General features: G+C 62.5%; 27 protein-coding genes and 1 pseudogene. 17 read left to right on the forward strand and 11 right to left on the reverse strand.

All coding sequences use genetic code 11. From position 1 onward, the window contains the following. Positions 1–23: 23 nt before the first annotated feature. Positions 24–881 carry a glycerophosphodiester phosphodiesterase family protein gene (locus Q0O05_RS01620; RefSeq protein ID WP_293660098.1) on the forward strand — a complete coding sequence of 286 codons (858 nt, stop codon included), beginning with the start codon at positions 24–26 and terminating at the stop codon, positions 879–881. A gap of 7 nt (positions 882–888) precedes the next feature. Here Q0O05_RS01620 and Q0O05_RS01625 read toward each other — a convergent pair whose 3' ends face one another. Further along, complete coding sequence (locus Q0O05_RS01625) at positions 889–1,158, reverse strand: hypothetical protein (RefSeq protein WP_293660100.1); 270 nt, start codon at positions 1,156–1,158, stop codon at positions 889–891. Positions 1,159–1,236: 78 nt separating this feature from the next. Between Q0O05_RS01625 and hemA the strand changes: the two genes are divergently transcribed. The 5 genes from hemA to Q0O05_RS01650 all read left to right on the forward strand — a co-directional run bounded on the left by hemA (position 1,237) and on the right by Q0O05_RS01650 (position 5,367). Next, positions 1,237–2,496, forward strand: a complete 1,260-nt coding sequence (hemA, locus tag Q0O05_RS01630) for a glutamyl-tRNA reductase (RefSeq protein ID WP_293660101.1) — start codon at positions 1,237–1,239, stop codon at positions 2,494–2,496. Between the two features lie 148 nt (positions 2,497–2,644). Next, the gene (gene prfA, locus Q0O05_RS01635) at positions 2,645–3,763 is read left to right on the forward strand and encodes a peptide chain release factor 1 (protein WP_293660102.1); all 1,119 of its coding nucleotides are present in this window, start codon (positions 2,645–2,647) and stop codon (positions 3,761–3,763) included. Positions 3,764–3,805: 42 nt separating this feature from the next. Beyond that, the gene (prmC, locus tag Q0O05_RS01640; RefSeq protein ID WP_293660103.1) at positions 3,806–4,687 is read left to right on the forward strand and encodes a peptide chain release factor N(5)-glutamine methyltransferase; all 882 of its coding nucleotides are present in this window, start codon (positions 3,806–3,808) and stop codon (positions 4,685–4,687) included. A gap of 45 nt (positions 4,688–4,732) precedes the next feature. After that, positions 4,733–4,966: a type II toxin-antitoxin system VapB family antitoxin gene (vapB, locus tag Q0O05_RS01645; RefSeq protein ID WP_293660104.1), complete on the forward strand. Its 234-nt coding sequence runs from the start codon at positions 4,733–4,735 to the stop codon at positions 4,964–4,966. Then, positions 4,966–5,367 (forward strand): type II toxin-antitoxin system VapC family toxin, encoded by a 402-nt coding sequence (locus Q0O05_RS01650; protein WP_293660105.1) that lies wholly within the window; start codon positions 4,966–4,968, stop codon positions 5,365–5,367. The genes vapB and Q0O05_RS01650 overlap by 1 nt, the downstream gene beginning before the upstream one ends. A gap of 35 nt (positions 5,368–5,402) precedes the next feature. Here the strand turns inward: Q0O05_RS01650 and leuA are convergent, their stop codons facing one another. Beyond that, positions 5,403–7,199, reverse strand: coding sequence for a 2-isopropylmalate synthase (gene leuA / locus Q0O05_RS01655; RefSeq protein ID WP_293660106.1), 1,797 nt, complete (start codon positions 7,197–7,199; stop codon positions 5,403–5,405). Positions 7,200–7,367: 168 nt separating this feature from the next. Then, positions 7,368–7,844 (reverse strand): peptidylprolyl isomerase, encoded by a 477-nt coding sequence (locus Q0O05_RS01660; RefSeq protein WP_293660107.1) that lies wholly within the window; start codon positions 7,842–7,844, stop codon positions 7,368–7,370. Between the two features lie 112 nt (positions 7,845–7,956). Here Q0O05_RS01660 and grxD point away from each other — a divergent pair, with 112 nt between their 5' ends. Further along, complete coding sequence (grxD, locus tag Q0O05_RS01665) at positions 7,957–8,283, forward strand: Grx4 family monothiol glutaredoxin (protein WP_293660109.1); 327 nt, start codon at positions 7,957–7,959, stop codon at positions 8,281–8,283. A gap of 54 nt (positions 8,284–8,337) precedes the next feature. On the opposite strand, the gene Q0O05_RS01670 is transcribed toward grxD, so the two are convergent. Next, the gene (locus tag Q0O05_RS01670; RefSeq protein WP_293660111.1) at positions 8,338–8,985 is read right to left on the reverse strand and encodes a lytic transglycosylase domain-containing protein; all 648 of its coding nucleotides are present in this window, start codon (positions 8,983–8,985) and stop codon (positions 8,338–8,340) included. Further along, positions 8,982–10,742 (reverse strand): proline--tRNA ligase, encoded by a 1,761-nt coding sequence (locus tag Q0O05_RS01675; RefSeq protein ID WP_293660112.1) that lies wholly within the window; start codon positions 10,740–10,742, stop codon positions 8,982–8,984. The genes Q0O05_RS01670 and Q0O05_RS01675 overlap by 4 nt, the downstream gene beginning before the upstream one ends. A 90-nt stretch (positions 10,743–10,832) precedes the next feature. Here Q0O05_RS01675 and Q0O05_RS01680 point away from each other — a divergent pair, with 90 nt between their 5' ends. Together Q0O05_RS01680 and Q0O05_RS01685 are read left to right on the forward strand one after the other, a co-directional pair. Then, on the forward strand, positions 10,833–11,474 hold the full coding sequence (locus tag Q0O05_RS01680; RefSeq protein WP_293660129.1) for an RNA pyrophosphohydrolase: 642 nt from the start codon (positions 10,833–10,835) through the stop codon (positions 11,472–11,474). After that, positions 11,467–11,988 (forward strand): CNP1-like family protein, encoded by a 522-nt coding sequence (locus Q0O05_RS01685; RefSeq protein WP_293660113.1) that lies wholly within the window; start codon positions 11,467–11,469, stop codon positions 11,986–11,988. Before Q0O05_RS01680 ends, Q0O05_RS01685 begins: the two co-directional genes overlap by 8 nt. 62 nt (positions 11,989–12,050) lie before the next feature. Here the strand turns inward: Q0O05_RS01685 and proB are convergent, their stop codons facing one another. From proB to rplU, 4 genes are all read right to left on the reverse strand, one after another. Then, entirely contained in the window at positions 12,051–13,187 is a 1,137-nt protein-coding gene (gene proB, locus Q0O05_RS01690) for a glutamate 5-kinase (protein ID WP_293660114.1), read from the reverse strand. A gap of 87 nt (positions 13,188–13,274) precedes the next feature. Then, positions 13,275–14,396, reverse strand: coding sequence for an Obg family GTPase CgtA (cgtA, locus tag Q0O05_RS01695; protein ID WP_293660115.1), 1,122 nt, complete (start codon positions 14,394–14,396; stop codon positions 13,275–13,277). Positions 14,397–14,469: 73 nt separating this feature from the next. Beyond that, positions 14,470–14,727 carry a 50S ribosomal protein L27 gene (rpmA, locus tag Q0O05_RS01700; protein WP_293660116.1) on the reverse strand — a complete coding sequence of 86 codons (258 nt, stop codon included), beginning with the start codon at positions 14,725–14,727 and terminating at the stop codon, positions 14,470–14,472. Positions 14,728–14,739: 12 nt separating this feature from the next. Then, entirely contained in the window at positions 14,740–15,051 is a 312-nt protein-coding gene (gene rplU, locus Q0O05_RS01705) for a 50S ribosomal protein L21 (protein ID WP_293660117.1), read from the reverse strand. Between the two features lie 220 nt (positions 15,052–15,271). Between rplU and Q0O05_RS01710 the strand changes: the two genes are divergently transcribed. Then, positions 15,272–16,201, forward strand: a complete 930-nt coding sequence (locus Q0O05_RS01710; RefSeq protein ID WP_293660131.1) for a polyprenyl synthetase family protein — start codon at positions 15,272–15,274, stop codon at positions 16,199–16,201. Positions 16,202–16,268: 67 nt separating this feature from the next. Here the strand turns inward: Q0O05_RS01710 and Q0O05_RS01715 are convergent, their stop codons facing one another. Beyond that, a complete protein-coding gene (locus tag Q0O05_RS01715; protein WP_293660118.1) occupies positions 16,269–17,723 on the reverse strand; it encodes a mannose-1-phosphate guanylyltransferase/mannose-6-phosphate isomerase in 1,455 nt (484 codons plus the stop codon). 33 nt (positions 17,724–17,756) lie between these two features. Continuing rightward, positions 17,757–18,860 (reverse strand): NDP-sugar synthase, encoded by a 1,104-nt coding sequence (locus tag Q0O05_RS01720; protein WP_293660119.1) that lies wholly within the window; start codon positions 18,858–18,860, stop codon positions 17,757–17,759. A gap of 210 nt (positions 18,861–19,070) precedes the next feature. Between Q0O05_RS01720 and Q0O05_RS01725 the strand changes: the two genes are divergently transcribed. From Q0O05_RS01725 to Q0O05_RS01755, 7 genes and pseudogenes are all read left to right on the forward strand, one after another. Next, entirely contained in the window at positions 19,071–20,393 is a 1,323-nt protein-coding gene (locus Q0O05_RS01725; RefSeq protein WP_293660120.1) for a UDP-glucose/GDP-mannose dehydrogenase family protein, read from the forward strand. A gap of 47 nt (positions 20,394–20,440) precedes the next feature. After that, positions 20,441–21,913 carry a phosphomannomutase gene (locus Q0O05_RS01730; protein ID WP_293660121.1) on the forward strand — a complete coding sequence of 491 codons (1,473 nt, stop codon included), beginning with the start codon at positions 20,441–20,443 and terminating at the stop codon, positions 21,911–21,913. 90 nt (positions 21,914–22,003) lie between these two features. Further along, positions 22,004–23,110, forward strand: coding sequence for a dTDP-glucose 4,6-dehydratase (gene rfbB / locus Q0O05_RS01735; protein ID WP_293660122.1), 1,107 nt, complete (start codon positions 22,004–22,006; stop codon positions 23,108–23,110). Then, positions 23,107–24,012, forward strand: coding sequence for a dTDP-4-dehydrorhamnose reductase (rfbD, locus tag Q0O05_RS01740; protein WP_293660123.1), 906 nt, complete (start codon positions 23,107–23,109; stop codon positions 24,010–24,012). Before rfbB ends, rfbD begins: the two co-directional genes overlap by 4 nt. Before the next feature lie 4 nt (positions 24,013–24,016). After that, a complete protein-coding gene (gene rfbA, locus Q0O05_RS01745; RefSeq protein WP_293660124.1) occupies positions 24,017–24,952 on the forward strand; it encodes a glucose-1-phosphate thymidylyltransferase RfbA in 936 nt (311 codons plus the stop codon). Next, positions 24,952–25,485 carry a dTDP-4-dehydrorhamnose 3,5-epimerase gene (gene rfbC, locus Q0O05_RS01750; RefSeq protein WP_293660125.1) on the forward strand — a complete coding sequence of 178 codons (534 nt, stop codon included), beginning with the start codon at positions 24,952–24,954 and terminating at the stop codon, positions 25,483–25,485. Before rfbA ends, rfbC begins: the two co-directional genes overlap by 1 nt. A 36-nt stretch (positions 25,486–25,521) precedes the next feature. Continuing rightward, positions 25,522–25,849: pseudogene (locus tag Q0O05_RS01755) on the forward strand (type IV-A pilus assembly ATPase PilB); the annotation flags it as partial.

A 25,849-nucleotide genomic window follows, 5' to 3' on the forward strand; every position in this document is an offset into this window, starting at 1 on the left:
CGGCTTAGGGTAATGTGGCGGCCATGCACACCCCGGACTGGCCCTACCCCCGCTGGATCGCCCACCGCGGCGCCGGCCGGCTGGCGCCCGAAAACACGCTGGCCGCCTTCCGGCTGGGCGCCAAGTTTGGCTACCGCATGTTCGAGTGCGACGTGAAGCTCAGCGCCGACGGGGTGCCATTCCTGCTGCACGACGCCACGCTGACCCGCACCACCAATGCATCAAAAGTGCAGCCAGCGCCCGCGGATACTGCGCCAGCAGCTATCAACGCTATAGCAAAGCCGGCCGAGGAAGCGCCGCAAAGCTCGACGGGAGACCCGTCCGGGCCCCTGACCGAAGCCTTGGCCGGGAACCTTCCCTGGAGCCGTCTGTGCCAGCTGGACGCCGGCAGCTGGCACAGCGCGCCCTTTGCCGGCGAGCCGCTGCCCACGCTGGCGCACGTGGCAGCCTTTTGCCTCACAGGGGGCCACCTGCTCAATATAGAGATCAAACCCAGCCCCGGCACCGGGCGCCACACCGGCGAGGTGGTGGCGCAACACGCCGCCCGCCTGTGGGCCGGCCAGCGCGTGCCGCCGCTGCTGACCTCGTTCGATGTGCCGGCGCTCGAGGGCGCGCTGGCCTGCGAGCCCGCCCTACCCCGCGGACTTTTGCTGGCAGAACTCGGGCCCTACTGGCTGGAAACCGCACTTCGGCTGGAATGCTGCGCCGTTGTCTGCCAATACCGTCTGTGGGACGCAACCACTGTGGCCCTAGCAAAGGCCGCCGGCCTGCGCACCCTGAGCTACACGGTGAATGACACTGAGTCGGTGAACCGCCTCATCGCCCTGAACACCGACGGCATCATCACCGACCGGGTGGATGTATTCGCTCCGGCGAGATAAGCGTGGCTTAGCGGCGCATGCCCCACCACTGGCTGAAGCCGCAGGCCAGCGCCAGCGCAGCGTAGGTGGCCATCTTGCCGTCGCGGCCGAAGAACACCAGCCCGGCCACCAGCACCGCCAGGCCTGCTACAAAGTTCATAGCTACCTGCGCACGCAGGCTGTGCGCCTGCGGCACTTTCCGCCACACTATGGGCGCAATCCATGCGACCAGGGCACCCACCACCAGGGCGGGCGCCGCAAAGTTCAGCAGGTGGTTGAGGAGGTCGAAGGGGCCCATGTATTGGATGGCGAAGGCCGCAAAGGGCTTTGCAAACGCTGCGATGACGCCGGATTTTATAATCCGCCCTCTACACATATGGCAGTCTGGGCATTAGGCATCAACCACACCACCGCTCCGCTGGATATGCGGGGCCGGTTTGCGTTCGCCGGCGACCAGCTCGCCAACCAACTCAACGGCCTGCGCCAGAGCATGGCCCGCCCGCCCGAAGCCGCCATCGTCTCTACCTGCAACCGCACCGAAATCTACTGCGCCGGTGACGAAGCCGCGCTCGACCACACGCTGGCATGGCTGGCCCACAGCGGCGGCGTGTCGGCCAGCGAGCTGCATTCGCACACCTACCGTCTGGAAGACCAGGCCGCCGCGCGCCACGCCTTCCGGGTGGCCAGCGGGCTCGACAGCATGGTGCTGGGCGAGCCCCAGATCCTCGGCCAGCTCAAAGACGCGGTGCGTGCCGCCGACGAGGCCGGCGCCCTGGGCACCACGCTGTCGCAGATGTTTCAGCGCTCCTTTGCGGTGGCCAAAGAGGTGCGCAGCTCCACCGAAATCGGCGCCCACAGCATCAGCATGGCTGCCGCCGCGGTGCGTCTGGCGGGAAATTTGTTTGAAGACCTGGCCCAGATCAAGGTGCTGTTTGTGGGCGCCGGCGAGATGATCGAGCTCTGCGTAACCCACTTTGCCGCCAAAACGCCCAAAGCCATGGCGATTGCCAACCGCAGCCTCGAGCGCGGCGAGAAGCTGGCCAGCCGCTTCGGCGCCGAGGTGCTGCGCCTGGCTGATCTGCCCGAGCGGCTGCACGAGTTTGACGCAGTGATCAGCTGCACCGCCAGCACGCTGCCCATCATCGGGCTGGGCGCGGTGGAGCGGGCACTCAAAAAGCGCCGCCACCGTCCTATGTTCATGGTCGATCTGGCCGTGCCGCGCGACATCGAGATTGATGTGAAGGCGCTGGGCGACGTGTACCTCTACACCGTGGACGACCTGGCCGGCGTGGTGCAAACCGGGCAGGCCAACCGCCAGGCTGCGGTGGCGCAGGCCGAGGCGATTGTGGACGCCGGTGTGCAGAGCTTTATGCACTGGGTGGACCAGCGCAGCGCGGTGCCCCTCATTCAACAGCTCAACGCGCAGGCCGACGAGTGGCGCGCTGCCGAGCTCGCACGGGCCCGCAAGCTGCTGGCCAAGGGCGAGGACGTGGACGCAGTGCTGGAAGCACTGGCCCGCGGCATGAGCCAGAAAATGCTGCACGGCGCGCTGGCCGAGTTGCACGCCGGCGATGCTGCCGCCCGCGAGCGCGCGAGCTACGCCATCCAGCACTTCTTCCTGCGCAACGGGCGTTAGCTGCGCTCCTTTTGGAGGGCACCCCCCTCTCCCCCGGCCCCTCTCAGCCCGCCGGGTGAAAGGGGTGCTTTAACACCCACATTTTGTTTTTTCGCTTCGACGAGGCCCCGACCGGCGTTGCGACTTTCACCCTCAGAATTTCTTACCCATGAAACCGTTTCTCCGCCAACAGCTCAGCCGCTATACCGACCGCCAGGGGGAGCTGGAGTTTTTGCTCTCTCGCGAAGACATCATGAAAGACATGGAGCAGTTCCTCAAGCTCTCGCGCGAGCACACCGAGGTCTCCGCAGTCGCCGGCCGCTGGGCCCGCTTTCAGCAGCGCGAGACCGACCTGGCCACCGGGCAGGAGATGCTGAGCGACGCAGCAGGCGACGAAGACATGCTCGCCATGGCACAAGAGGAAATTGCCGCTGCGACCGCGGAGATGGCGCAACTGGAGACCGAACTGCAGCGCATGCTGCTGCCCAAGGACCCCGACGATGCGCGCCCCGCGTTTGTTGAAATACGCGCCGGCACCGGAGGCGACGAATCCGCCCTGTTTGCCGCCGATTTGGCCCGCATGTACACCCGCTACTGCGACGCTAGGGGCCTGCGCACCGAAATCATGAGCGCCTCCGAGAGCGAGCTCGGCGGCTACAAGGAAGTGGTGCTACGCATCGAAGGCACCACGGCCACCAGCGCCGGCTCCTGCGGGGCCTACGGCATGCTCAAGTTCGAGAGTGGCGGCCACCGCGTGCAGCGCGTGCCGGCCACCGAAACACAGGGCCGCATCCACACCAGCGCCTGCACGATCGCGGTGTTGGCCGAGCAGGACGAGGCCGAGGCCATCAAGATCAACCCGTCCGACTTGCGCATCGACACCTACCGCGCCAGCGGCGCCGGCGGACAGCACATCAACAAGACCGACTCGGCCGTGCGCATCACCCACATTCCCACCGGCATCGTGGCCGAATGCCAGGATGGCCGCAGCCAGCACAGCAACAAGGCGCAGGCCCTGAAGGTGCTGACCGCCCGCATCCACGAAAAGGACCGCGCCGAGCGCGCCGCCAAAGACGCCGCCGAACGCAAAAGCCTGGTGGGCAGCGGCGACCGCAGTGACCGCATCCGCACCTACAACTTCCCGCAGGGCCGGCTAACCGACCACCGCATCAACCTCACGCTCTACAAGCTGCTGGGCATCATGGAAGGCGACATGGACGATGTGGTCGAGGCGCTGCAGGCGTATGAGGCCGCCCAGCAGCTCGCTGCATTAGAAAATGCCATCTAACGCCCGCCGCTATTGCGCTAGCAGCTTCTTTTTTGATAGCACATGGACATACTGACCGTCGCACAGGCCCAGCAGCACTGCACCGCGCTGGGGATGGCTACGCTGGACGCCCAGCTGCTGCTGCTGCACGCGCTGGGCCGCGCCCCGCATGAGCGGGCTTGGCTGCTGGCGCACGACACCGACGCACTGCCCGCAGGCGTTTTTGAATCCCTTGCCAAGGCCGCGCAACGCCGCTGCGACGGTGAGCCGCTGGCCTACATCACCGGGCACAAAGCCTTTTACGGACTGGACTTGCTGGTAGACGCCCGGGTGCTGGTGCCCCGGCCCGACACCGAAACACTGGTGGATTGGGCGCTGGAGGTCGTGCCCTGCCGCGCCGCCACTGAATCACCGCCTCAAAGACCTACCCAAACAACGGAGGAAGGGGCCCCCCGCGTGCTGGATCTTGGCACCGGCAGCGGTGCCATCGCGCTGGCCCTGAAATCACAGCGGCCAGACTGGCAATTGGAGGCGGTGGACGCCAGCGCCGACGCCCTGGCGGTGGCGCGCTCTAACGCCCAACGCCTCGGGCTGGAGGTCGAATTTCGCCGAGGCGTGTGGCTGGAGGATACGGCAGGAGTGTTTGACGCCATCGTGTCCAACCCGCCCTACATCCGCGAAGACGATGACCACTTGCCTGCCCTCCGCTTTGAACCGCGGCAGGCATTAACCGCCGGCGCCGACGGGCTGGACGACATCCGCACCATCATCACAGCGGCCCGCAGCCACCTGCGAGACGGCGGCTGGCTGCTGCTGGAGCACGGCTACGACCAGGCCCCTGCCGTTCGCTCCCTGCTGGCAGACGCAGGCTACAGCCAAGTGCAAAGCCGCAAAGACCTGGCCGGCATCGAGCGATGCAGCGGGGGGGCGTGGGCGGACAGTTGAAATGCGCCATATACAATGCGCTATATCCCGCAGCTAGGAGGCGTCATGTCCACCAGCACCGTATTCACCACCAACCGAAGCCAAGCCATCAGGCTGCCAGCCGACATGCGCTTGCCCGCTTTTGTGAAGCGGGTGAATGTGCGTGCGCGGGGCCTGGAACGCATCATCACACCGGTGGAAAACACCTGGGACAGCTTCTTTCAGGAAACTGAGCCGGTGCCTGAAGACTTCATGCCCGAGCGCGCCAGCCAGGAGCAAGCCCCGCGGGAAAGTCTGTGATGCTGAAGTATCTGCTCGATACCAACATCGCCATTTACGTCATCAAGCGCAGACCACCGGCCGCACTTGCCCTTTTTAATGCCCATGCGGGGCACCTTGCCATCTCGTCCATCACCCTGTCCGAGTTACTGCACGGCGCAGAAAAAAGCAGCGCTTCCGCCAAATCCCTGGCCGTGGTGGAAGACTTTTGCAGCCGGCTGGAGGTGCTGAACTATGGCCCCAAAGCAGCACAGCATTACGGACAGATTCGCGCCGCGCTGGAGCAAGCCGGCACTCCCATCGGCGTGAACGATTTGCACATCGCCGCGCACGCGCGCAGCGAGGGGCTGATTTTGGTGAGCAACAACCTGCGTGAGTTTGAGCGTGTGCCCGCCCTACAGCTGGAAAACTGGGTTGGGTAGGGGTACGTCAACAACCGGCTGCTGACGCTGTCGATTTACGCCGCCTCCACCACGCCCCTGTCCACCAGCCCCAGCCGGCTCACGCCGCTGATGAGAGCTTTGATGGACGCGGTGACGATGTTGGTGTCGAGGCCAACGCCAAATCGTTCACCGCCCTTTCCAGCGTCGGCCGTGCCAGCCGCGTCGCCCGTGGTGCCGGCCCCGCCCTGCGTGGCGACCAGCTCCAGAAAGGCGCAGGCCCGGGCCGCAGCGCCCTCGTTCTGGCCCTGCGCACCGCTGGCGCCAGGCGCGGACTTGGTGCTGCGCTCTTCATAACTGCGCACTTCCACCCGCACGCCAATCGTCTGCAGGGCCTGCACGGCCGCGTCTATCGGGCCGTTGCCTTCGCCGCTGAGCGTCACAGACTGACCGTCCACCTCGAGTCCGATGCGGATGCCCTGCACGTGGGCCTTGCCGGCTTGGCCGGGTTGTTCGAAGAGGTGGTGCTCGACATAGCGCACCCGGGCCTCGGGGTCGTTCAGGTAGGTTGCGTCAAAAAGGTTCCAGATGTCTTGCGCGCTCATCTCACCTCCGTGGGTGTCGGTGTAGGTCTGCACTTCGCCCGAAAACTCCACCTGAAGCCTGCGCGGCATGACGACGCCGAACTCGGCCTCCATCAGGTAGGCCACGCCGCCCTTGCCGCTCTGGCTGTTGACGCGGATGACCGAGTCGTAGCTGCGGCCCACGTCGGCGGGGTCGATGGGCATATAGGGCACATTCCACATCGCGTCGGGCCCGGCTGCCTTTTGGGCGGCAAAGCCTTTTTTGATGGCGTCCTGGTGGGAGCCACTGAACGCGGTGAACACCAGGTCACCCACATACGGGTGGCGCGGGTGAATGGGCAACTGGTTGCAATACTCGACAGTGCGGGCAATGGCGTTGATGTCCGAGAAATCGAGGCCCGGGCTCACGCCCTGGGTGTACATGTTGAGTGCGAGGGTGACAAGGTCGACGTTGCCGGTACGCTCGCCATTACCAAACAGGCAGCCCTCGACACGGTCGGCGCCGGCCATCATGCCAAGCTCGGCTGCCGCCACGCCGGTGCCACGGTCGTTGTGCGGGTGCAGGCTCAGGACGATGCTGTCACGGCGGGCCAGGTGCGTGTGCATCCATTCGATCTGGTCAGCGTAAATGTTGGGGGTGGCCACTTCCACCGTGGCGGGCAGGTTGAGGATGACTTTGTTGTCCGGCGTGGCGCCCCATGCGGCCGTGACGGCGTCGCACACTTCGCAGGCAAATTCGAGCTCGGTGCTGGTGAACACCTCGGGGCTGTATTGCAGCACCCACTCGGTCTCGGGCATGGTGTCTGTGATGTCTTTGATGAGCCGCACCGAGGACACGGCCAGTTCCTTCACCTCGGGCTTGCTCATGCCGAACACGACTTCGCGAAATACCGGTGCAGTGGCGTTGTAGACGTGCACGATGGCGCGCCGCGCGCCTTTGAGCGACTCGATGGTGCGGGCAATCAGCGGCTCGCGAGACTGGGTGAGCACCTCGATGGTCACGTCATCCGGAATATGGCCGCCCTCGATGAGGAGGCGCACAAAGTCAAAGTCGGTTTGCGAGGCGCTGGGGAAACCCACCTCGATTTCCTTGAACCCCACTTGCAGCAGCGTGCGGAACATGCGGAGCTTGCGCTCTGCGTTCATGGGCTCAAACAGGGATTGGTTGCCATCGCGCAGGTCGGTGCTCATCCAGATGGGCGGCCGGGTGATGGTCCGTGTGGGCCATTGCCGCTGGGGCAAATCGATGGCAGGGAAGGCGCGGTACTTGGTAGCGGGATGGGACAACACGGCAAAACTCCTGAAGGGCATGACACCAATGAACGAATTAGTATCGTAGTCCTTCAGGCCAGGCAGCAGATTGCTTTATTTGCCAAAAAATGTTATTTGTTGGCAGTTATTGCCAATAAATTAAAAATTAATGGAATAAATAGCGATCTTTATCCCAATAGATAGCAATCAATGGTGATGGCCATGGGCCCCATGCACATGCCCGTGGGCGATTTCCTCGTCGCTGGCTGCGCGCACTTCCAGCACCTTGATCGCAAAGCGCAGGGTCTTGCCGGCCAGCGGGTGGTTGCCATCCAGATGCACCACCGGACCTTTGATCTTGACGACGTTAAAGACGATGGTCTTGCCGTCTTCGGCGCGGCCTTCGAGCTGGCCGCCCACCTTGACGCCAGGCGGGAACTGCGTCTTGGGAATGGTCTGCAGCAGGGCTTCGCTGTATTCGCCAAAGGCGTCGGCGGGCGCAAGCTCCACGGTAGTGGCGTAACCGGCAGCTTGGCCTTCGAGGGCCTCTTCAATTTTCGGGAAGGTGTTGCCATAACCGCCGTGCAGGTAGGCAATGGGTTCCTGGCTCTGGTCCAGCAGCTTGCCGCTGGTGTCAGAGATCTTGAATTGCAGCGTGACTGCGGTGTTTTTGGTGATGTTCATGACTGCAATTATCGTAAAAAGCCATGCTGCCCATGCGCCTAGGCGGCCGCGGGGCGACAAGGCCGGCCTGAGGTGAAATAATCGTGGCCTTAACGTTTTCGGGAACTGAGATATGAGCGACGCACAACAACGTATTGACGAACTGGTGAAATCCAACGAGGTCCTGCTGTTCATGAAGGGCACGGCGAGCTTTCCGCAGTGCGGCTTTTCGGGCCGAGCAATTCAAATCCTGAAAGCCTGCGGCGTGGAGACCAAGGCCATCAAGACGGTGAACGTGCTGGAAGACGACGGCATCCGCCAGGGCATCAAGGAATACAGCCAGTGGCCCACCATCCCGCAGCTGTACGTCAAGGGCGAGTTCATCGGCGGCTCTGACATCATGATGGAGATGTACGAATCCGGCGAACTGGCGCAGGCCCTGGCCTACAAGGCCAGCTAAGCACGCTCCAATAAGGCCAGCTAAGCACGCCCCATCAAGGCCGGCGAAACACGCTCAAGGCGCCGGCGGCTCCCAGTTGCGGCGGGCTGCCAGCACCGCGTTCGGGTACGGGGCCTTGCCCCGGGAGCCGTTGTAGCGGCCCAAGGCCAGAAACAAATCGCCACGCTCGCGCTCCAGGTAGTGGCGCAAGATCACGCAGCCGAAGCGCAGGTTGGTTTGCATGTGAAAGAGTGTGCCGGGGTCGCCATCGCCGATGGCCCGTGTCCAGAAGGGCATCACCTGCATATAGCCCCGCGCGCCAGCGCTACTCACCGCAAATTTACGGAAGTTGCTCTCCACCTGAATCAAGCCCAACACCAGCGCGGTGTCCAGCCCCGCGCGCTTGCTCTCGTACCAAACGGTTTGCAGGAACTCGCGACGCACGTCCCATTCGGGCTTTTTCTTCTTGAGACGCTCGCTCATGGCGCCCAGCCAGCGCAAATACGCAAGGCGCGATTCGGTATCAGAGAACTCGGGCACCGGCGGCGCAGCGTTGTGAATGGCAGAGCTCAGCGCGGTGCGCACGGCGTCTGCCAGCGGCTCCTCGATTTGCGCACCAGCCCGGGCGCTGCGCTCCGAAAAAAATAGCAGCCCGCACAATGCTGCAGCGCGCTGGAGGCCGATTCGCCTTGAAAACTGCGAACCGGCGACCAGCTGGGTCATGCCTTGAGGCGGCCGAGCAGGAGCGAGGCAATATCCGCCAAGGGCACGCTGGTGGGCGCGCTGTCGCGGCGGTGCTGGTATTCGACAACGCCTTCCTTCAGCCCGCGGTCGCCAATGTTGACGCGGTGCGGCACGCCGATGAGCTCCCAGTCGGCAAACATGGCGCCTGGGCGTTCGTTGCGGTCGTCCAGAATCACGTCGACCCCGGCTGCCAGCAGCTCTTGGTAGAGCGCGTCGGCAGCGGACTTAACGTCGGGAAAGCGGTCGGGGCTGATGGGGCATAGCACCACGGTGAACGGGGCCAGCGCGTCAGGCCAGATGATGCCCCGGTCGTCGTGGTTTTGCTCGATGGCAGCAGCCGGCAGCCGGGTCACGCCAATGCCGTAGCAGCCCATTTCCATGAACTGGGGCTTGCCGTTCACGTCCAGAAAAGTGGCGTTCATCGCGCGGCTGTATTTGGTGCCGAGGTAAAACACATGACCCACCTCGATGCCGCGCTCAATCGCCAACACGCCCCGTCCGTCCGGAGACGCGTCGCCCTCGACCACGTTGCGTATGTCGGCCACCAGGTCGGGCTCGGGCAGGTCGCGGCCCCAGTTGACGCCGCGGATGTGGAAGTCTTCTTCATTGGCGCCGCAAATCCAGTCCGCCATGACGGCGACGTCGCGGTCCGCCACCAGGCGCACCGGCTGGCGCAGGCCAATCGGCCCGAGGTAGCCGGGCTTGGCGCCAAAGTGCACCTCAATTTCCGGCACGGTGGCAAACCGAAAGCCCTCCAAGCCGGGCAGCTTGCCGACCTTGACTTCGTTCATATCGTGGTCACCGCGCAGCAGCAGCAGCCACACCTGCGTTTTTTTGACAGCGCCTTGCTCGTCCATTTCGTCGGTCGCAAGCACCAGCGATTTGACGGTGCTGGTGAGGGGCACTTGCAGCAAGGCCGCCACATCCGCGCAGGTGCTCTTGCCCGGAGTTGCTATTTTTTCCATAGCGGCTTGCGCAGTCGCTTCCGGCGCCGCACGCGAAACCACAGGAACTGGAGCCAGGGCCTCGGCCTTTTCCATGTTGGCGGCGTAGTCGCTGGTGGGGCAATAGACGATGGCGTCTTCGCCGGTCGCAGCAATCACCTGGAACTCTTCGCTCAAATCGCCACCAATCGCGCCGCTGTCGGCGGCAACCGCGCGGTAGGTCAGGCCAAAACGGTCAAAAATCCGGCGGTAGGCCTGGGCCATGACTTGGTAGCTGGCCTTGGCGGCGTCCTGGTCGCGGTCAAAGCTGTAGGCGTCCTTCATGATGAACTCGCGCCCGCGCATCAGGCCAAAACGGGGCCGGCGTTCGTCACGAAACTTGGTCTGAATCTGGTAAAAGTTTTTGGGTAGCTGCTTGTAGCTCTTGATTTCCTGGCGGGCGATGTCGGTCACCACCTCTTCGCTGGTGGGCTGCACCACGTAGTCGCGGTCGTGGCGGTCTTTGATGCGCAAGAGCTCAGGGCCCATCTTGTCGAAACGGCCGGTTTCCTGCCACAGCTCAGCGGGTTGCACCACGGGCATGGTCAGCTCCACGGCGCCGGCGCGGTTCATTTCCTCGCGCACGATGGCTTCGACCTTGCGAATCACACGCAAGCCCATGGGCATGTAGTTGTAAATGCCGGCGCCCAGTTTCTTGATCATGCCCGCCCGCATCATGAGTTTGTGGCTCACCACTTCGGCATCGGTGGGCGCTTCTTTGAGGGTGGAAATCAGGAATTGGGAGGCTTTCATGGGTCGCTCGGTGGACTACGGGAACTCCACACCTTGAAGCACTGCTTTCGCTGTGCATAATGAATGAAGTTTAAAAATTGGGGTTTGATTATGCTTGACCGGGACGGCTTTCGGCCCAACGTCGGCATCGTCCTGCTCAACCAGAAAAACCAGGTATTTTGGGGCAAGCGCATACGCACCCACTCCTGGCAATTCCCGCAGGGTGGCATTGACCGGGGAGAGACCCCCGAGCAGGCCATGTTCCGCGAGTTGCACGAGGAAGTCGGGCTCCTCCCGGAGCATGTGAGCATTGTGGCCCGTACCCGCGACTGGTTGCGCTACGAGGTGCCGGATCGATTCATCCGCAGAGATGCAAGAGGCCATTACAAGGGACAGAAACAGATCTGGTTCCTGCTGCAGCTAGTGGGCCACGACTGGGACCTGAACCTGCGCGCCACCAGCCATCCCGAATTCGACGCCTGGCGCTGGAACGACTACTGGGTGCCGCTGGATGCAGTGGTCGAATTCAAGCGCGGTGTGTACGAGATGGCGCTGATCGAACTCGCCCGTTACCTGCCGCGCCATGAGGCGGGCACAGAGCCGCGTAATCGTTTTTTGCGACACGGCGGCAGCCGCCCGCGGGAGTCCGATTCGGGGCGGGAAGATTCGCAACCGAACAACCAGATGGAACTGCCACCGGGCGCCAGTTTCGAGCCCGACCCGGGCACCAACCGGCCACCGCACCATGAATAAATTCCCCCCCATCACCACGGCCCTGGTCCTGTGCCTGAGTTGCGCCGCAAGTCTGGCCCAGAACACCCGGGACAACCTCGACTGGAAGGAAGAGAAAGAGCCCCCTGCGCCCGCTTACTCCACGACCAAGGTGCTGGCACTCGAGATGCCGCAATTCGTTACGGTGAAGATTGGCATCGACCCGAACACTATCAAGGTCGGAGACGACGGCGTGGTGCGCTATGTGGCGGTCATGACCAACGCCAATGGCAACAGCAACGCGGTGTACGAGGGCTTGCGCTGCCTGACCAGTGAAGTGAAGACCTACGCCCGGGCGGGATCGAACGGCGTTTGGAATCCGGCATCTAACCCGGTGTGGCGCGATGTGATGGACAACATGGGATCGCAGCACGCGCGGGTGTTTGCCAGGCAAGCCGCCTGCGACACCCGCCTGGCCAGCAGCAAGGAAGACATCATCAAATCCTTGCAAACCGGCAAGAAAACCGGCATCACCACGCCCAACCTGCAGTTTTGAGGCAGCGGGCAAGCAGTCGATTCATAACCGCTGGGGCTAGCGGGCGGGGCTAGCGGGCGGTATCAGCGGCTGATGACCAGGTTGTCGCGGTGGAGCATTTCAGGCTCGGCAGCGTAGCCCAGCAAGCGCTCAAATTCAGCGGAGGGCTTGCGGCACAACAGCCGCGCCTCAGCGCTGGCGTAGTTGGCTAAGCCGCGCGCAATCTCAAGGCCGCCTTCATCGCGCACCGCAATCACGTCACCCCGGGAAAACTCCCCCTCGACCTGCAGCATGCCAATCGGCAGGAGGCTTTTGCCTTCGTCGCGCAGCTTGGCCGCGGCTCCCGCATCCACCACCACGGCACCCCGCATTTGCAGGTGGTCGGCCATCCACTGCTTGCGGGCCTGCAGCTTGGGAGTGTCGGCGGTGAGCAGGGTGCCAATCGCGTCGCCCTGCGTTAAACGGATGAGCGCATCGGGCTCGCGCCCCCAGGCGATGACGGTGGACGCGCCCGAACCGGCCGCCCGCTTGGCCGCCAAAATCTTGGTCAGCATGCCGCCGCGGCCGATACTGCTGCCGGCGCCACCGGCCATCAACTCCAGCGCCACATCACCTGCCAGCGCCTCGGTCACCAGCGTGGCGTGGGGGTCTTTGCGGGGGTCGGCGGTGAACAGGCCCCTCTGGTCGGTCAGGATGACCAGTGCGTCCGCTTCCACCAAATTGGCCACCAGCGCGCCCAGGGTGTCGTTGTCGCCGAACTTGATTTCGTCATTGACCACCGTATCGTTCTCGTTAATGACTGGCACCACCCCCAGCTTGAGCAGCGTTAGCAAGGTGGAGCGGGCGTTGAGGTAACGCTCGCGGTCGGCCAGGTCGGCATGCGTCAGCAAAACTTGTGCGCTGCCCAGTCCGTTGGCGCGCAGCTTGGTCTCGTACATCTGGGCCAGCCCCATTTGCCCCACCGCGGCGGCGGCCTGCAGCTCCGGCACAGCGTGAGGGCGGGTGGTCCAGCCCAGCCGCTTCATGCCCTCGGCAATGGCGCCGCTGGAGACCATGATGACCTCGCGCCCGTCGCGAATCAGGTGCGCCATCTGCCGGCACCATTCGCCGATGGCCACCTCGTCCAACCCGCGGCCATCGTTGGTGACCAGGCTGGAGCCAACCTTGACCACCACACGGCGCGCATCGCGCAACACGGTCGAACTAAATTTTTGGCTCATAAGCGACTCAAACCCTTATGGAATATGCGCAGGCAGCTATAAAAACAGGAGCGAATGCCAGGCGAAAGCAGAATCAACTACCGCCGACTATTCTTCAGCAGACTTGTCGGCAGAGGCTTGTTCTGCGGACGGGAGGTCTGGTGCCGTGGAACCTGGAGCAAAGCGCGGGTCCACCTCCACATGAGGCATCTCGGCCACTTGCTGCGCCTTGATGTGCTTGTAGATTTCCTTGATCAGAGGGTCGCACCCCTCCCGCGTCAAGGCCGAGATCTCATACACCGGCCCCTTGAACTTGTAGCGCTTGACGAAATCCTTGATCACCGCAGCGCGCTCATCAGCGGGCACCATGTCGAGCTTGTTCAAGACCAGCCAGCGCGGCTTGTTGTAGAGGTTCTCGTCGTATTTTTTGAGCTCGTTCACAATGGCCTTGGCCTGCGCAACGGTGTCCACGCCTTCGTCAAACGGCGCGATGTCCACCACATGCAGCAGCAGCCGGGTGCGTTGCAAGTGACGTAAAAACTGGTGCCCCAGACCGGCGCCCTCGGCCGCACCTTCAATCAGGCCCGGCAAATCGGCCACCACAAAGCTTTGCTCCGGACCGACCCGTACCACGCCCAGATTGGGGTGCAGGGTGGTGAACGGGTAGTCGGCGATCCGCGGGCGGGCGTTGGAGACCGCCGAAATAAAAGTGGATTTGCCGGCGTTGGGCATGCCCAGGAGGCCCACATCGGCCAGCACCTTGAGTTCGAGCTTGAGGTTGCGCTTCTCGCCGGGCCAGCCGGGTGTCTTTTGGCGCGGGGCGCGGTTGATGGCGCTCTTGAAGCGCAGGTTGCCAAAGCCGCCGTCGCCGCCTTTGGCAATGGTGATGACCTCGCCGGGTTGCAGCAGCTCAAACAAGACCTCGCCGGTCTCGGCGTCGGTGATGATGGTGCCCACCGGCATTTTGAGGGTGATGTCGTCACCGGCGGCGCCGAACATGTCGGAGCCCATGCCGTGTTCGCCCCGCTTGGCGTCATAGCGGCGCGCAAACCGGTAGTCCACCAGCGTGTTGAGATTGGAATCGGCCACCGCGAACACATGCCCGCCACGCCCGCCGTCTCCCCCGTTGGGACCGCCGAACTCTTTGTACTTCTCATGGCGGAATGAAACGCAACCTGCGCCACCGTCTCCCGCGGAGATATCAATGTAGGCTTCGTCAACAAACTTCATGGTGGTACACCGCGGTTAGAAATGAAAAACCCCGCGCGAAGGGCGCAGGGTTTTTCGGGGGAGCCTGTGCAGATTACGCTGCAGTGATGCTCACTGTGTGCTTGTTCAATGCACCCTTGACTGCGAACGACACTTTGCCGTCCACCAGTGCAAACAGGGTGTGGTCCACTCCCATGCCGACGTTTTCGCCTGCGTGGAACTTGGTGCCGCGTTGGCGCACGATGATGGAGCCGGCGCTGATCAACTCACCGCCGAAAGCCTTCACACCGAGCATCTTGGGCTTGGAATCGCGCCCGTTTCGCGTAGAGCCGCCGCCTTTTTTCTGTGCCATGACCTATGCCCCTTAAGCAGAAATCGCGCCGATTTGCAGTTCAGTGAACTGCTGGCGGTGACCTTGACGTTTTTGGTAGTGCTTACGACGACGCATTTTGAAAATGCGCACTTTGTCGTGCTTTCCGTGGGAAATTACTGTGACCGTAACGGTCGCACCGGACACCAAGGGTGTGCCGACCTTGAGTTCAGCGCCGTTGCCGACTGCCAAAACCTGGTCCAACACGATCTCTTGGCCTACGTCCGCAGCAATCTGTTCTACTTTAATTTTTTCGCCGGCCGCAACGCGATATTGCTTGCCGCCGGTTTTTATGACCGCGTACATATTGACCTCTTCGACTAGGAAATTCTGCAAATTGATTTTTACAGAGCCTAGGATTATAGCATTGGGTGGCAATTCGTCAAAATCGCTTAACAAAAGCGGTATACCCCGTGCCCTTGCAGCGACTCCCGCGTCCCTATAATCCGCGAAACAAAAACGGTCATACGCCTTGCAAGTTTCTACTCCTGCTCCTGCGACGGGTCTTTCGATCGTCGAGAGCGATATGCGCGAAGTTGACAGGGTAATCGCCCGGAGGTTGGACTCCGGCGTACCACTCGTCAGCAGTGTGTCCCGGTACATCATCTCCGCCGGCGGTAAGCGGTTGCGGCCGGCGCTGCTGTTGCTGTGCTGTGGCGCGCTGGGCTACCGGGGCGATCAACGCTTCAATATGGCTGCGGTGGTCGAGTTCATCCACACCGCGACCTTGCTGCACGACGACGTGGTGGACGAGTCCGCCCTGCGCCGCGGCGCCCCCACCGCCAACGCGAATTTTGGCAATCCGGCCAGCGTGTTGGTGGGTGACTTTTTGTATTCCCGTGCTTTTCAGATGATGGTCGACGCCCAGAGCATGCGCATCATGCATGTGCTGGCGGACGCCACCAACATCATCTCGGAGGGCGAGGTGATGCAGCTGATGAATATGCACAACGCCGACCTCGATGAGGCGGGGTACCTGCAGGTCATTCGATCGAAAACCGCCAAATTGTTCGAGGCCAGCGCCCGGGTCGGCGCCATTTTGTCGGGTGCGTCGCCTCTGCAGGAAGAGGCCTGCGCGGAATTCGGCCAGGCCATGGGTACCGCCTTTCAGGTCATTGACGATGTACTGGACTACACCGGCGACACCGCGGTGATGGGAAAGAACCTCGGCGACGACTTGCGCGAGGGCAAGACCACCCTGCCCCTGATTGCTGCGATGCAACGCGCGAGCGAAGCCGAGCGAACCACCATCCAAACTGCCATCGAAAACGGCGACGTTGCCATGTTGGACGCGGTGGTTGCCATCGTGCTCAAGACCGGCGCGCTCGATGTAGCCAGGGCCAGCGCCCGGGCAGAAGCTGAGCGCGCCATTGCGGCTGCCCGGCGCCTGCCGGAGAACGACTATTCAGCCTGTTTGATCAATCTGGCGCACCAGCTGCTGGAGCGAAACCACTAACAGGGCGGAGGGGCGAGGAATCAGGAGGCTCAAACCCTCTCAATCCGACACTTCCCCCCCAGGCCCTTTAGGCAGAGCGCCCGTAAACGTCCTCAAAGCGAACGATATCGTCTTCGCCCAGGTAGCTGCCCGACTGCACCTCAATCATTTCGAGCTCCAGCTTTCCGGGGTTTTCCAGCCTATGGGTGGTCCCCAGCGGAATATAGGTGGACTCATTTTCTGACAACAGGACCACTTTGTCGCCCACCGTCACCCGGGCGGTGCCGCTCACCACAATCCAGTGTTCTGCGCGGTGATGGTGCATTTGCAAAGACAGTGCTGCGCCGGGCTTGACCACAATGCGCTTGACCTGAAAGCGTTCGCCGTGGTCGATGCTGTCGTACCAGCCCCAGGGGCGAAACACCTTGCGGTGGGTTTGCCCCTCCTGGCGGCCCATCTGTTTCAGGCGGTCCACGATTTTCTTCACGTCTTGCGTCTTGTTCTTGTGCGCCACCAAAACCGCATCGGCGGTTTCCACGACGATCAAATCATCCACGCCGACGCACGCAATCAAGCGCCCCTCGGACAGGGCCAGCGTGTTACTGCTGTCCTGCATGAGAACGTCGCCCTGCGTCACATTGCCGGACGCATCTTTGGGCAGCACATTCCACAGCGCCTCCCACGCACCCACGTCGGACCAGCCCGCACTCATGGGAATGACCACACCCACAGGCAGGCCCTGCGGCGCAGCGCCGCCATCACCCGCCAGACGCTCCATCACAGCGTAGTCAATCGAATCGCTGGGGCAGGCGCTGAAGGCCTCTTTACCGACCCGGGTGAAGGTGCCGTCGGCGCTGCCGTCCTGCCACGCCGCTTCGCACGCCTGGGCGATATCGGGCCGGCAGATCGCCAAGGCCCGCAGCCACACCGACGCCTTCATCATGAAGAGCCCGCTGTTCCAGGAATAACTGCCCTCGTCCAGATAGGCCTGGGCGGTGGCCAGGTTGGGCTTTTCCACAAACCGGGCAATGCGTCGTGCGCCATCGTCGCCAAACGCTGCGCCGGACTGGATGTAGCCGTAGCCTGTCTCAGGCGCATCGGGGGTGATGCCGAATGTCACCACCGCGCCGCCGTCCGCCAAGGCCGCGCCGCGCGCCACTGACGCCTGAAACGCCGTCAAATCCATGATGACATGGTCAGCCGGCATCACCAGCAAGACGGGGTCCGCTCCGTTTTTAAGAGCAGCCCACGCAGCAATGGTGAGCGCTGGTGCGGTATTTCGGCCCAAAGGCTCCAGAATCACACTGCCCGGCTTGCCCATCAGCCGCATTTGCTCGGCGATGACGAAGCGGTACTCCTCGTTGCACACCACCATGGGTGCGGCCAACTCGGCACCGGCAATGCCGTCCACCCGGCGGATGGTGGCTTGCAAGAGAGAATCTTCGCCAATCAGGGGGAGCAACTGCTTGGGATATTTTTCGCGCGACAAAGGCCATAAACGGGTACCAGAGCCGCCGGACAAGACAACAGGTTGAATCAACATAAGTTAGTTCTCAAACAGGATGGGGCATTGTGCTCAGGCCCGGGCATCGCCCCAGCGCAGCATGGACGTATCGTCCCCGGCGTACAAGGTTTCACCGTACCGGTTCACACAATACAGGCGCGAGACGATCATTTCGAAGAAATGCATGTCGGGCGCGACGCGGGTGTACTCAAACAACACGCTGCGGGTGATGTTGGCCCCCGAGCGGATAACGCTGCCGTGACCGATCCACGCCGGGCCGATGATGGTGGCGCCAGCCTCAATCTTGACGCTGGAGCCGATATACACCGGGCCTTCAATCTTCACCTGGTTCCACGGAATGTTGGTGTTGAGCCCCACCCAGACGCCGGGCTTCACTTGCTTGCCGGGGATGGGCATGTTCTCGACCTCGCCCTTGAGCACGCGCTGCAACACCGTCCAGTAATCACTCACCCGCCCGATATCAATCCAGTTGAAAGGGCGGTTTTGTACAAAAAATGCCGAACCGTCGGCCGCCAGACGGGGAAACAGCTCGGAGCCGATGTCGTACACCTTGCCTGCGGGCACCTTGTCGAGCACGGCCGGCTCGAAAATGTAAATGCCGGTGCTGGCGAGTGTGGACTTGGCCTCTTCGGGCTTGGGCTTTTCCTGAAAAGACTGGATGTGCCCATCAGCGTCAGCCACCACCACACCGTAGTTTTGCACTTCGTGCAGCGGCACCTCGAGCGCGACCACGCTGGCCAACGCGCCCTTGGCCTTGTGTTCGGCCAAGGCGGCGGTGATGTCAAGGTCGATCAGCGCGTCGCCGCACAGCACCAAGGTCGTCTCGTCAAAAAAACCGCTGAAATCCTGAATCCGGCGCATGCCGCCGGCAGACCCCATCGGCTTGGGCAGGATGTCGCCATGCTCCCGCACGCCTTCGTAGGAGTAGGCAATCTCCACGCCCCAGCGGCTGCCGTCGCCAAAATACTGCTCGATGCGCTGGTGGTGGTAGGCCACGTTGACGATGATTTCGCGGATGCCGTGGCGGGCCAGATGCTCAATCAGGTACTCCATGACCGGCTTACCCAGAATGGGCACCATCGGCTTGGGCAGGTCTTTGGTGAGGGGGCGGACCCGCGTTCCCTGACCCGCCGCCAGAATCATTCCTTTTGCCATGCTGTCTTTCTCCTCGCGCCCTGAAAAATGCGGTGTGACCAAATAATGTACCCGCAGCCAGACCCCTCACACCAAGCCGTTCGGCTTGCGCGAGAGCACTCAAATCAGACTTATTAGTGAAATATTATTAGCATTAAATTTTCACTCTTTTGTCACTCAAGCGGGCTTTGCCTGCCCAAGCGCCTGTTGCGCGTTTTTTAAACTCTAGCTATGAAAATCACTGTCATCGGAACCGGCTACGTGGGCCTGGTCTCAGGCGCATGCTTCGCCGACGTCGGCAACGACGTGTTGTGCCTGGATGTGGATCCCGCAAAAATCAAAATCCTGGAAGACGGCGGTATTCCGATTTATGAGCCCGGCCTGCAAGAGATGGTCAAACGCAATGTGGCCGCAGGCCGCTTGCATTTCACCACCGACGTCGAGAAAGCAGCGCACTTCGGTACCGTGCAATTCATCGCCGTTGGCACCCCGCCCGATGAAGACGGCTCTGCCGACATGAAGTACGTGATTGCCGCAGCCCGCAACATCGGCAAATACATGACCGATTACAAGGTCGTGGTGGACAAGAGCACCGTGCCGGTAGGCACCGCAGACCGCGTGAAAGCCGCCATTGCCGACGAATTGGCACAACGCGGCGTGAGCACCCCGTTCAGCGTGGTCAGCAACCCCGAATTCCTGAAGGAAGGCGCTGCCATTGACGACTTTATGCGCCCCGACCGCATCGTGGTGGGCTGCGACGACGAGCAGGCCGCGCTCAACATGCGCGCGCTCTACGCCCCTATCCAGCGCAACCACGACCGCCTGATCGTGATGGACATCCGCAGTGCAGAACTCACCAAATACGCCGCCAACGCCATGTTGGCCACCCGCATCAGCTTTATGAACGAGCTGGCCAATCTGGCTGAGAAGCTGGGTGCCGACATTGAAAACGTGCGCAAGGGCATCGGATCGGACCCCCGCATCGGTTACGACTTCTTGTACGCCGGCGCAGGCTACGGCGGCTCCTGCTTTCCCAAAGATGTGCAGGCGCTGATCAAAACAGCCCAAACCGATGCCGGCATCCGCCTGCGCGTGCTCAATGCGGTGGAAGAGGCGAACGACGCCCAAAAGCGGGTGCTTGGCGGCAAGGTGATTCAACGGTTTGGCGCGGATCTGAAGGGAAAGCACTTTGCGGTGTGGGGCCTGGCCTTCAAGGCCAATACCGATGACATGCGCAAAGCCACCAGCCGCGACGTGATTCAAGACCTGCTTGACGCCGGCGCCACCATCACCGCCTACGACCCGGTAGCGATGAAAGAGGCGCAACACTGCTTCCCCGACGAAGCCCGCCTGTCGTATGCCGACAACCAGACGGCTGCGCTCGAAGGCGCGGACGCGCTCATCATCGTGACCGAATGGCGCGAGTTCCGTAGCCCCGACTTCGACAACATCAAAGCCAAACTCAAGCAACCGGTCATCTTTGACGGCCGCAATCTCTACGACCCCCAACAGGTGCGCGGCATGGGTATCGAATACCTCGCCATCGGGCGCTGAGCAGGTTGCCAATTCGGTCCTCAATTCCTGAGTCAAACACCCGCTCCGTGCCCGCCATCACCCTTCAGCAAGTCGCCGCGCAGTCCGGCGTGGCCTTTGGCACCAGCGGCGCGCGCGGCAAAGTGGCCGACATGACAGCGGCCGTCTGCCAGGCCTACACCGCCGCTTTCATCGAGGCGGTGGTGCCCCAAGCAAGCACCGTGGTGCTGGGCCACGATTTGCGCCCCAGCAGCCCCGCCATTGCGGCTGCCTGCGCAGCAGCCCTGGCACAGCGCGGGATCCGTGTGGTATTCGCCGGCGCCTTGCCCACCCCGGCGCTGGCACTCTTTGGCATGCAGATGGGCGCCCCTTCGATGGTGGTAACCGGCAGCCACATCCCTTTCGACCGCAACGGAATCAAGTTCTATACCGCCAGCGGCGAAATCAGCAAAGCCGATGAACAAGCCATGCTGGCCTGCGCGGTAAATGCAGGTCCAGCGGCCGCGCTGGTCGAATTGCCAACGCCTGATGCGCGCGTGCAGCAGGCTTATCTTGCGCGATACACCGGTTTTTTTGGCACAGACGCCTTGGCCGGAAAAACCATCGCCGTCTACGAACACAGCAGCGTTGCGCGCGATATCTTGCGCACCATCCTTGAGGCGCTGGGCGCCAAGGTCGTGTCTTTAGGTCGCACCGATGTGTTTGTGCCTATTGACACCGAAGCCGTTCGAACCGAGGACATCGCGCAGGCCCGCACATGGGCGCAGGAGCATGCCTTTGACTCCATCGTCTCTACCGACGGCGATGCCGACCGCCCCCTGATTGGCGACGAAAACGGCGATTGGCTGCGTGGCGATGTGGTGGGGGTGTTGTGCGCACAAACCTTGCAAGCCACGGCAGTGGTCACACCGGTAAGCAGCAACACCATGCTGGAGCGCAGCGGGTCATTCCCGCGCATCATCCGCACCCGCATCGGCTCGCCCTATGTGATTGAGGGCATGCAGCAGGCCGCCGAATCCGGCGCACCGCTGGTAGTGGGCTTTGAGGCCAATGGCGGATTTTTGTTGGGCAGCGAGGTGCTCCGCGCTGGCGCATCTCCTGCGCAAGGCCCATGCCTGGCCCCTCTTCCCACGCGGGATGCGGTACTGCCCATCCTGGCGCTGCTGTGCAGTGCCAAGGCACGCGGCCTGAAAATGTCCGAGCTCAGCCGGAACCTCCCACAGCGATTTACCGCCAGCGACCGCCTGCAAGGTATTCCCACCGACAACAGCCGCGCGCTCCTGGAGCGCCTGCGGGGCAATGCGGCGCAATTGCAAACGCTGCTGGCCCCTGATGCCGGCGCTATCACATCCATCGACGAGACGGACGGCCTGCGGGTGCACTTTGCCGGCGGCCAGATCGTGCACCTGCGCCCCAGCGGCAACGCCCCCGAACTGCGCTGCTACGCAGAAAGCAGCAGCCCCACGGAGGCCAGTCTGCTCTGCGCCGACTGCCTGGCGCGTGTGGGGCACGAACTACGCCACCCGCTGGCAGCAGGGTAAGCCAGCTGCTTTTTGCGCTTTTTGCGCTTTTGGCACGGACAGTGCGGCAGATAATTGTCCGGATGACCGCAAACCCAGGGAACAAGAAGCATGACTATTTTGGTAACCGGCGGCGCCGGCTTCATTGGAAGCAATTTTGTGCTGGACTGGCTTGCCGGCTCCAGCGAGACGGTGGTGAACCTGGACAAACTCACCTACGCCGGCAATCGGGAGAATCTGGCTGCGCTGTCGGGCAACCCGGCCCATGTGTTTGTGCAGGGCGATATTGGTGACGCGGAGCTCATCACTCGCCTGCTGCAGGAACACCAACCCCGCGCGGTGCTGAACTTTGCGGCAGAGAGCCATGTGGACCGCTCGATTCACGGCCCGGGCGAATTCATCCAGACCAATATCGTGGGCACCTTCCACCTGCTGGAAAGCGTGCGTGCTTACTGGGGTGCCTTGCCCGCGGACGCCAAGGCTGCCTTTCGCTTTCTGCACGTATCCACCGACGAGGTATACGGCTCACTCGCCAAAACCGACCCGGCCTTTACCGAGACCAAGCGCTACGAGCCCAACAGCCCGTACAGCGCCAGCAAAGCCGCCAGCGACCATCTGGTGCGCGCCTACCACCACACCTACGGCCTGCCGGTACTCACCACCAACTGCAGCAACAACTACGGCCCCTTCCATTTCCCGGAAAAGCTCATCCCGCTGCTGATCGTGAACGCCCAGGCCGGCAAGCCGCTGCCGGTGTATGGCGACGGCCAGCAAATCCGTGACTGGCTCTACGTCAAAGACCACTGCAGCGCCATCCGCCGCGTGCTGGAAGCCGGTGTGTTGGGCGAGACCTACAACGTGGGTGGCTGGAACGAAAAGCCCAACCTCGACATCGTCCACACCGTGTGCGCCCTTTTGGACGAACTCAAGCCGCGTGCCGACGGCAGGCCCTATAAGGATCAAATCACTTTTGTGACCGACCGGCCCGGACACGATCGCCGCTACGCGATTGATGCCCGCAAGATTGAGCAGCAACTGGGCTGGAAGCCGGCCGAAACCTTTGAGACCGGCATCCGAAAAACCGTGCAGTGGTACCTCGACAACCCTCAGTGGGTGGCCAACGTGCTGAGCGGCAGCTACCGCGACTGGGTGAGCAAGCAGTACGGCGACCCCAGCAATACCGGTAACACTGTGGGCCACGCTGGAGCGACGGCATGAAGATCCTGCTGTTCGGCCGCGGCGGCCAGGTGGGCTGGGAGCTGCAGCGCTCTCTGAGCCTGTTGGGCGAGGTGGTCGCGCTGGACTTTGACGCCCGCCAGAACCCGCAAGGCCTGTGCGGCGACTTTACCGACCTCGAAGGTCTGGCCCGCACGGTAGAAGCGGTGCAGCCCGATGTCATCGTCAACGCCGCGGCCCACACGGCTGTCGACAAGGCCGAGTCCGAACCCGAACTTTCACACACTATTAACGCCCGAGCGCCCGCCATACTTGCGCAAGCAGCTACAAAAACAGGAGCATGGCTGGTGCATTACAGCACTGACTATGTGTTTGACGGCAGCGGCAGCGCGCCCTGGAAAGAATCCGATGCCACCGGCCCCTTGAGTGTCTATGGCCAGACCAAGCTGGAAGGTGAGCAGGCGGTGGCGAACACTCCACGGCACCTGATCCTGCGCACCAGCTGGGTCTATGCCGCGCGCGGCGGCAACTTTGCCAAGACCATGCTGCGCCTGGCCGCTGAGCGCGAAAGCCTCACCGTCATCAACGACCAGTTCGGTGCGCCCACCTCCGCTGAACTTTTAGCCGACGTGACGGCCCACGCCATCCGCAGCCTGCAAACCCAGCCTGATCTGGCCGGGCTCTACCACTGCATTGCGGCAGGAGAAACCAGCTGGTATGGCTATGCGCAGTTTGTGCTGGAGCAGGCCGCAGCGCTGGGACTCCCACTCAAGGCCACGGCGGCGCAGGTGGCACCCACGCCCACCAGCAGCTACCCCACCCCCGCCCGCCGGCCGCTGAACTCCCGGCTGGACACCACCAAACTGCAGAACGCCTTCGGGCTGCGCCTGCCGCACTGGCAAGAGGGTGTGAAACGCATGTTGATTGAGATTTCAGGGAACTAAGACCATGACAAACACCAGCGAAAACACCAGCAAACTTGGCAGCGCGGTCGCAGGCGACAAACTTCGCAAAGGCATCATCCTCGCCGGCGGCTCGGGCACGCGGCTCTACCCGGCCACGCAGGCGGTCAGCAAGCAGTTGCTGCCCGTCTACGACAAGCCGATGATTTACTACCCCTTGAGCGTGCTGCTGCTGGCAGGCATCAAGGAGGTGTTGGTGATCAGCACACCGCAAGACACGCCGCGCTTCGAGCAGCTTCTGGGCGACGGCAGCCAGTGGGGCATCCATATTGAATATGCGGTGCAGGCCTCTCCGGACGGTTTGGCGCAAGCCTTTTTGATTGGCGAGCAGTTTCTGGATGGCGCCCCCAGCGCCCTGGTGCTGGGCGACAACATTTTTTACGGGCACGACTTTGCCGGCCTGCTCCAAAACGCAAACCGCCAGACCCACGGCGCTACCGTGTTCGCCTATGCGGTCAATGACCCCGAGCGCTACGGTGTGGTGGAGTTTGATGCGCAGGGCCGGGCCATCAGCCTTGAAGAAAAACCCAAAGCGCCCAAGTCCCGCTACGCCGTCACCGGCCTGTATTTTTATGACGCGGACGTGGTGGCATTGGCCAAACAGGTCAAACCGTCTGCCCGTGGCGAACTGGAAATTACCGACCTCAACCGCCTATACCTGGAGCGCGGAACGCTGGATGTGCAAACCATGGGCCGTGGCTACGCCTGGCTGGACACCGGCACCCACGAGTCCATGCTGGAAGCGGGGCAGTTCATCCACACCATCGAAAACCGCCAAGGCCTCAAAGTGGCTTGCCCCGAGGAAATTGTGTGGCGCAGCGGCTGGATTGACGACGCACAGTTGGAAAAGCTCGCGCAGGTGCTGGCCAAGTCGGGTTATGGCCAATACCTGCTGCGCCTATTGCAGGACAAGGTGTTCTGATGCAGGTCATCCCAACGGCGATTGCCGACGTCTTGCTGATTGAGCCCAAGGTGTTCGGGGATGAGCGGGGCTTCTTTTTTGAGAGCTTTAACGAGCGCGCTTTCCGCCAAGCCACCGGCGTCACGCTGCCCTTTGTGCAGGACAACCACTCCAAGTCAGCCTACGGCGTGCTGCGCGGCCTGCATTACCAGACTCAGCAGCCGCAGGGCAAGCTGGTTCGGGTGACAGCGGGGGAAGTGTTCGATGTAGCGGTGGACATCCGCCCGCAGTCTCCCACCTACGGCAAGTGGGTCGGGGAGATTCTGTCCGCCACCAACAAGCGACAACTCTGGGTGCCGCCGGGACTGGCGCACGGCTTTGTGGTGCTGTCGGAATCCGCCGAGTTTTTGTACAAGACCACCGACTACTACGCCCCTGAACACGAGCGTTGCATCGCCTGGAACGACCCGACATTGGCTATCGCTTGGCCGGCGCTGCGTTTCGCGCCCCTGCTCTCCGCTAAAGACGCAGCGGGCAGCCCGTGGGGCGCCTAGTACAAACGTAAAAAGCATCGGCTATCCTCGGGCGCTATGGCCTCTGCTGACATGTTGACCGGCGACACCGCCTCGATTGCCCTGCCGGGTATTGGCCGCGCTTTGGTGGCGGCCGGCAAACTGCCGCAAAAAGCAGCAGAGGATATCTACCGCAAGGCGGTCTCAGGCAAAAATAGTTTCATCGCAGAGCTGGTGGGTTCAGCGGCCGTGTCCTCGGCCGATCTGGCGCAAACACTGTCGCAGGCGTTCGCAACCCCCCTAATCGACCTGGACGCGGTAGACCCGCAGCGCCTGCCCAAAGATCTTCTGGACGCCAAGATTTGCACCGATTTCCGGGTGCTGGTGCTCAGCAAACGCGGCAATC

The sequence above is a fragment of the Rhodoferax sp. OV413 genome (assembly GCF_945881795.1).
Classification (GTDB): domain Bacteria; phylum Pseudomonadota; class Gammaproteobacteria; order Burkholderiales; family Burkholderiaceae_C; genus Allorhodoferax.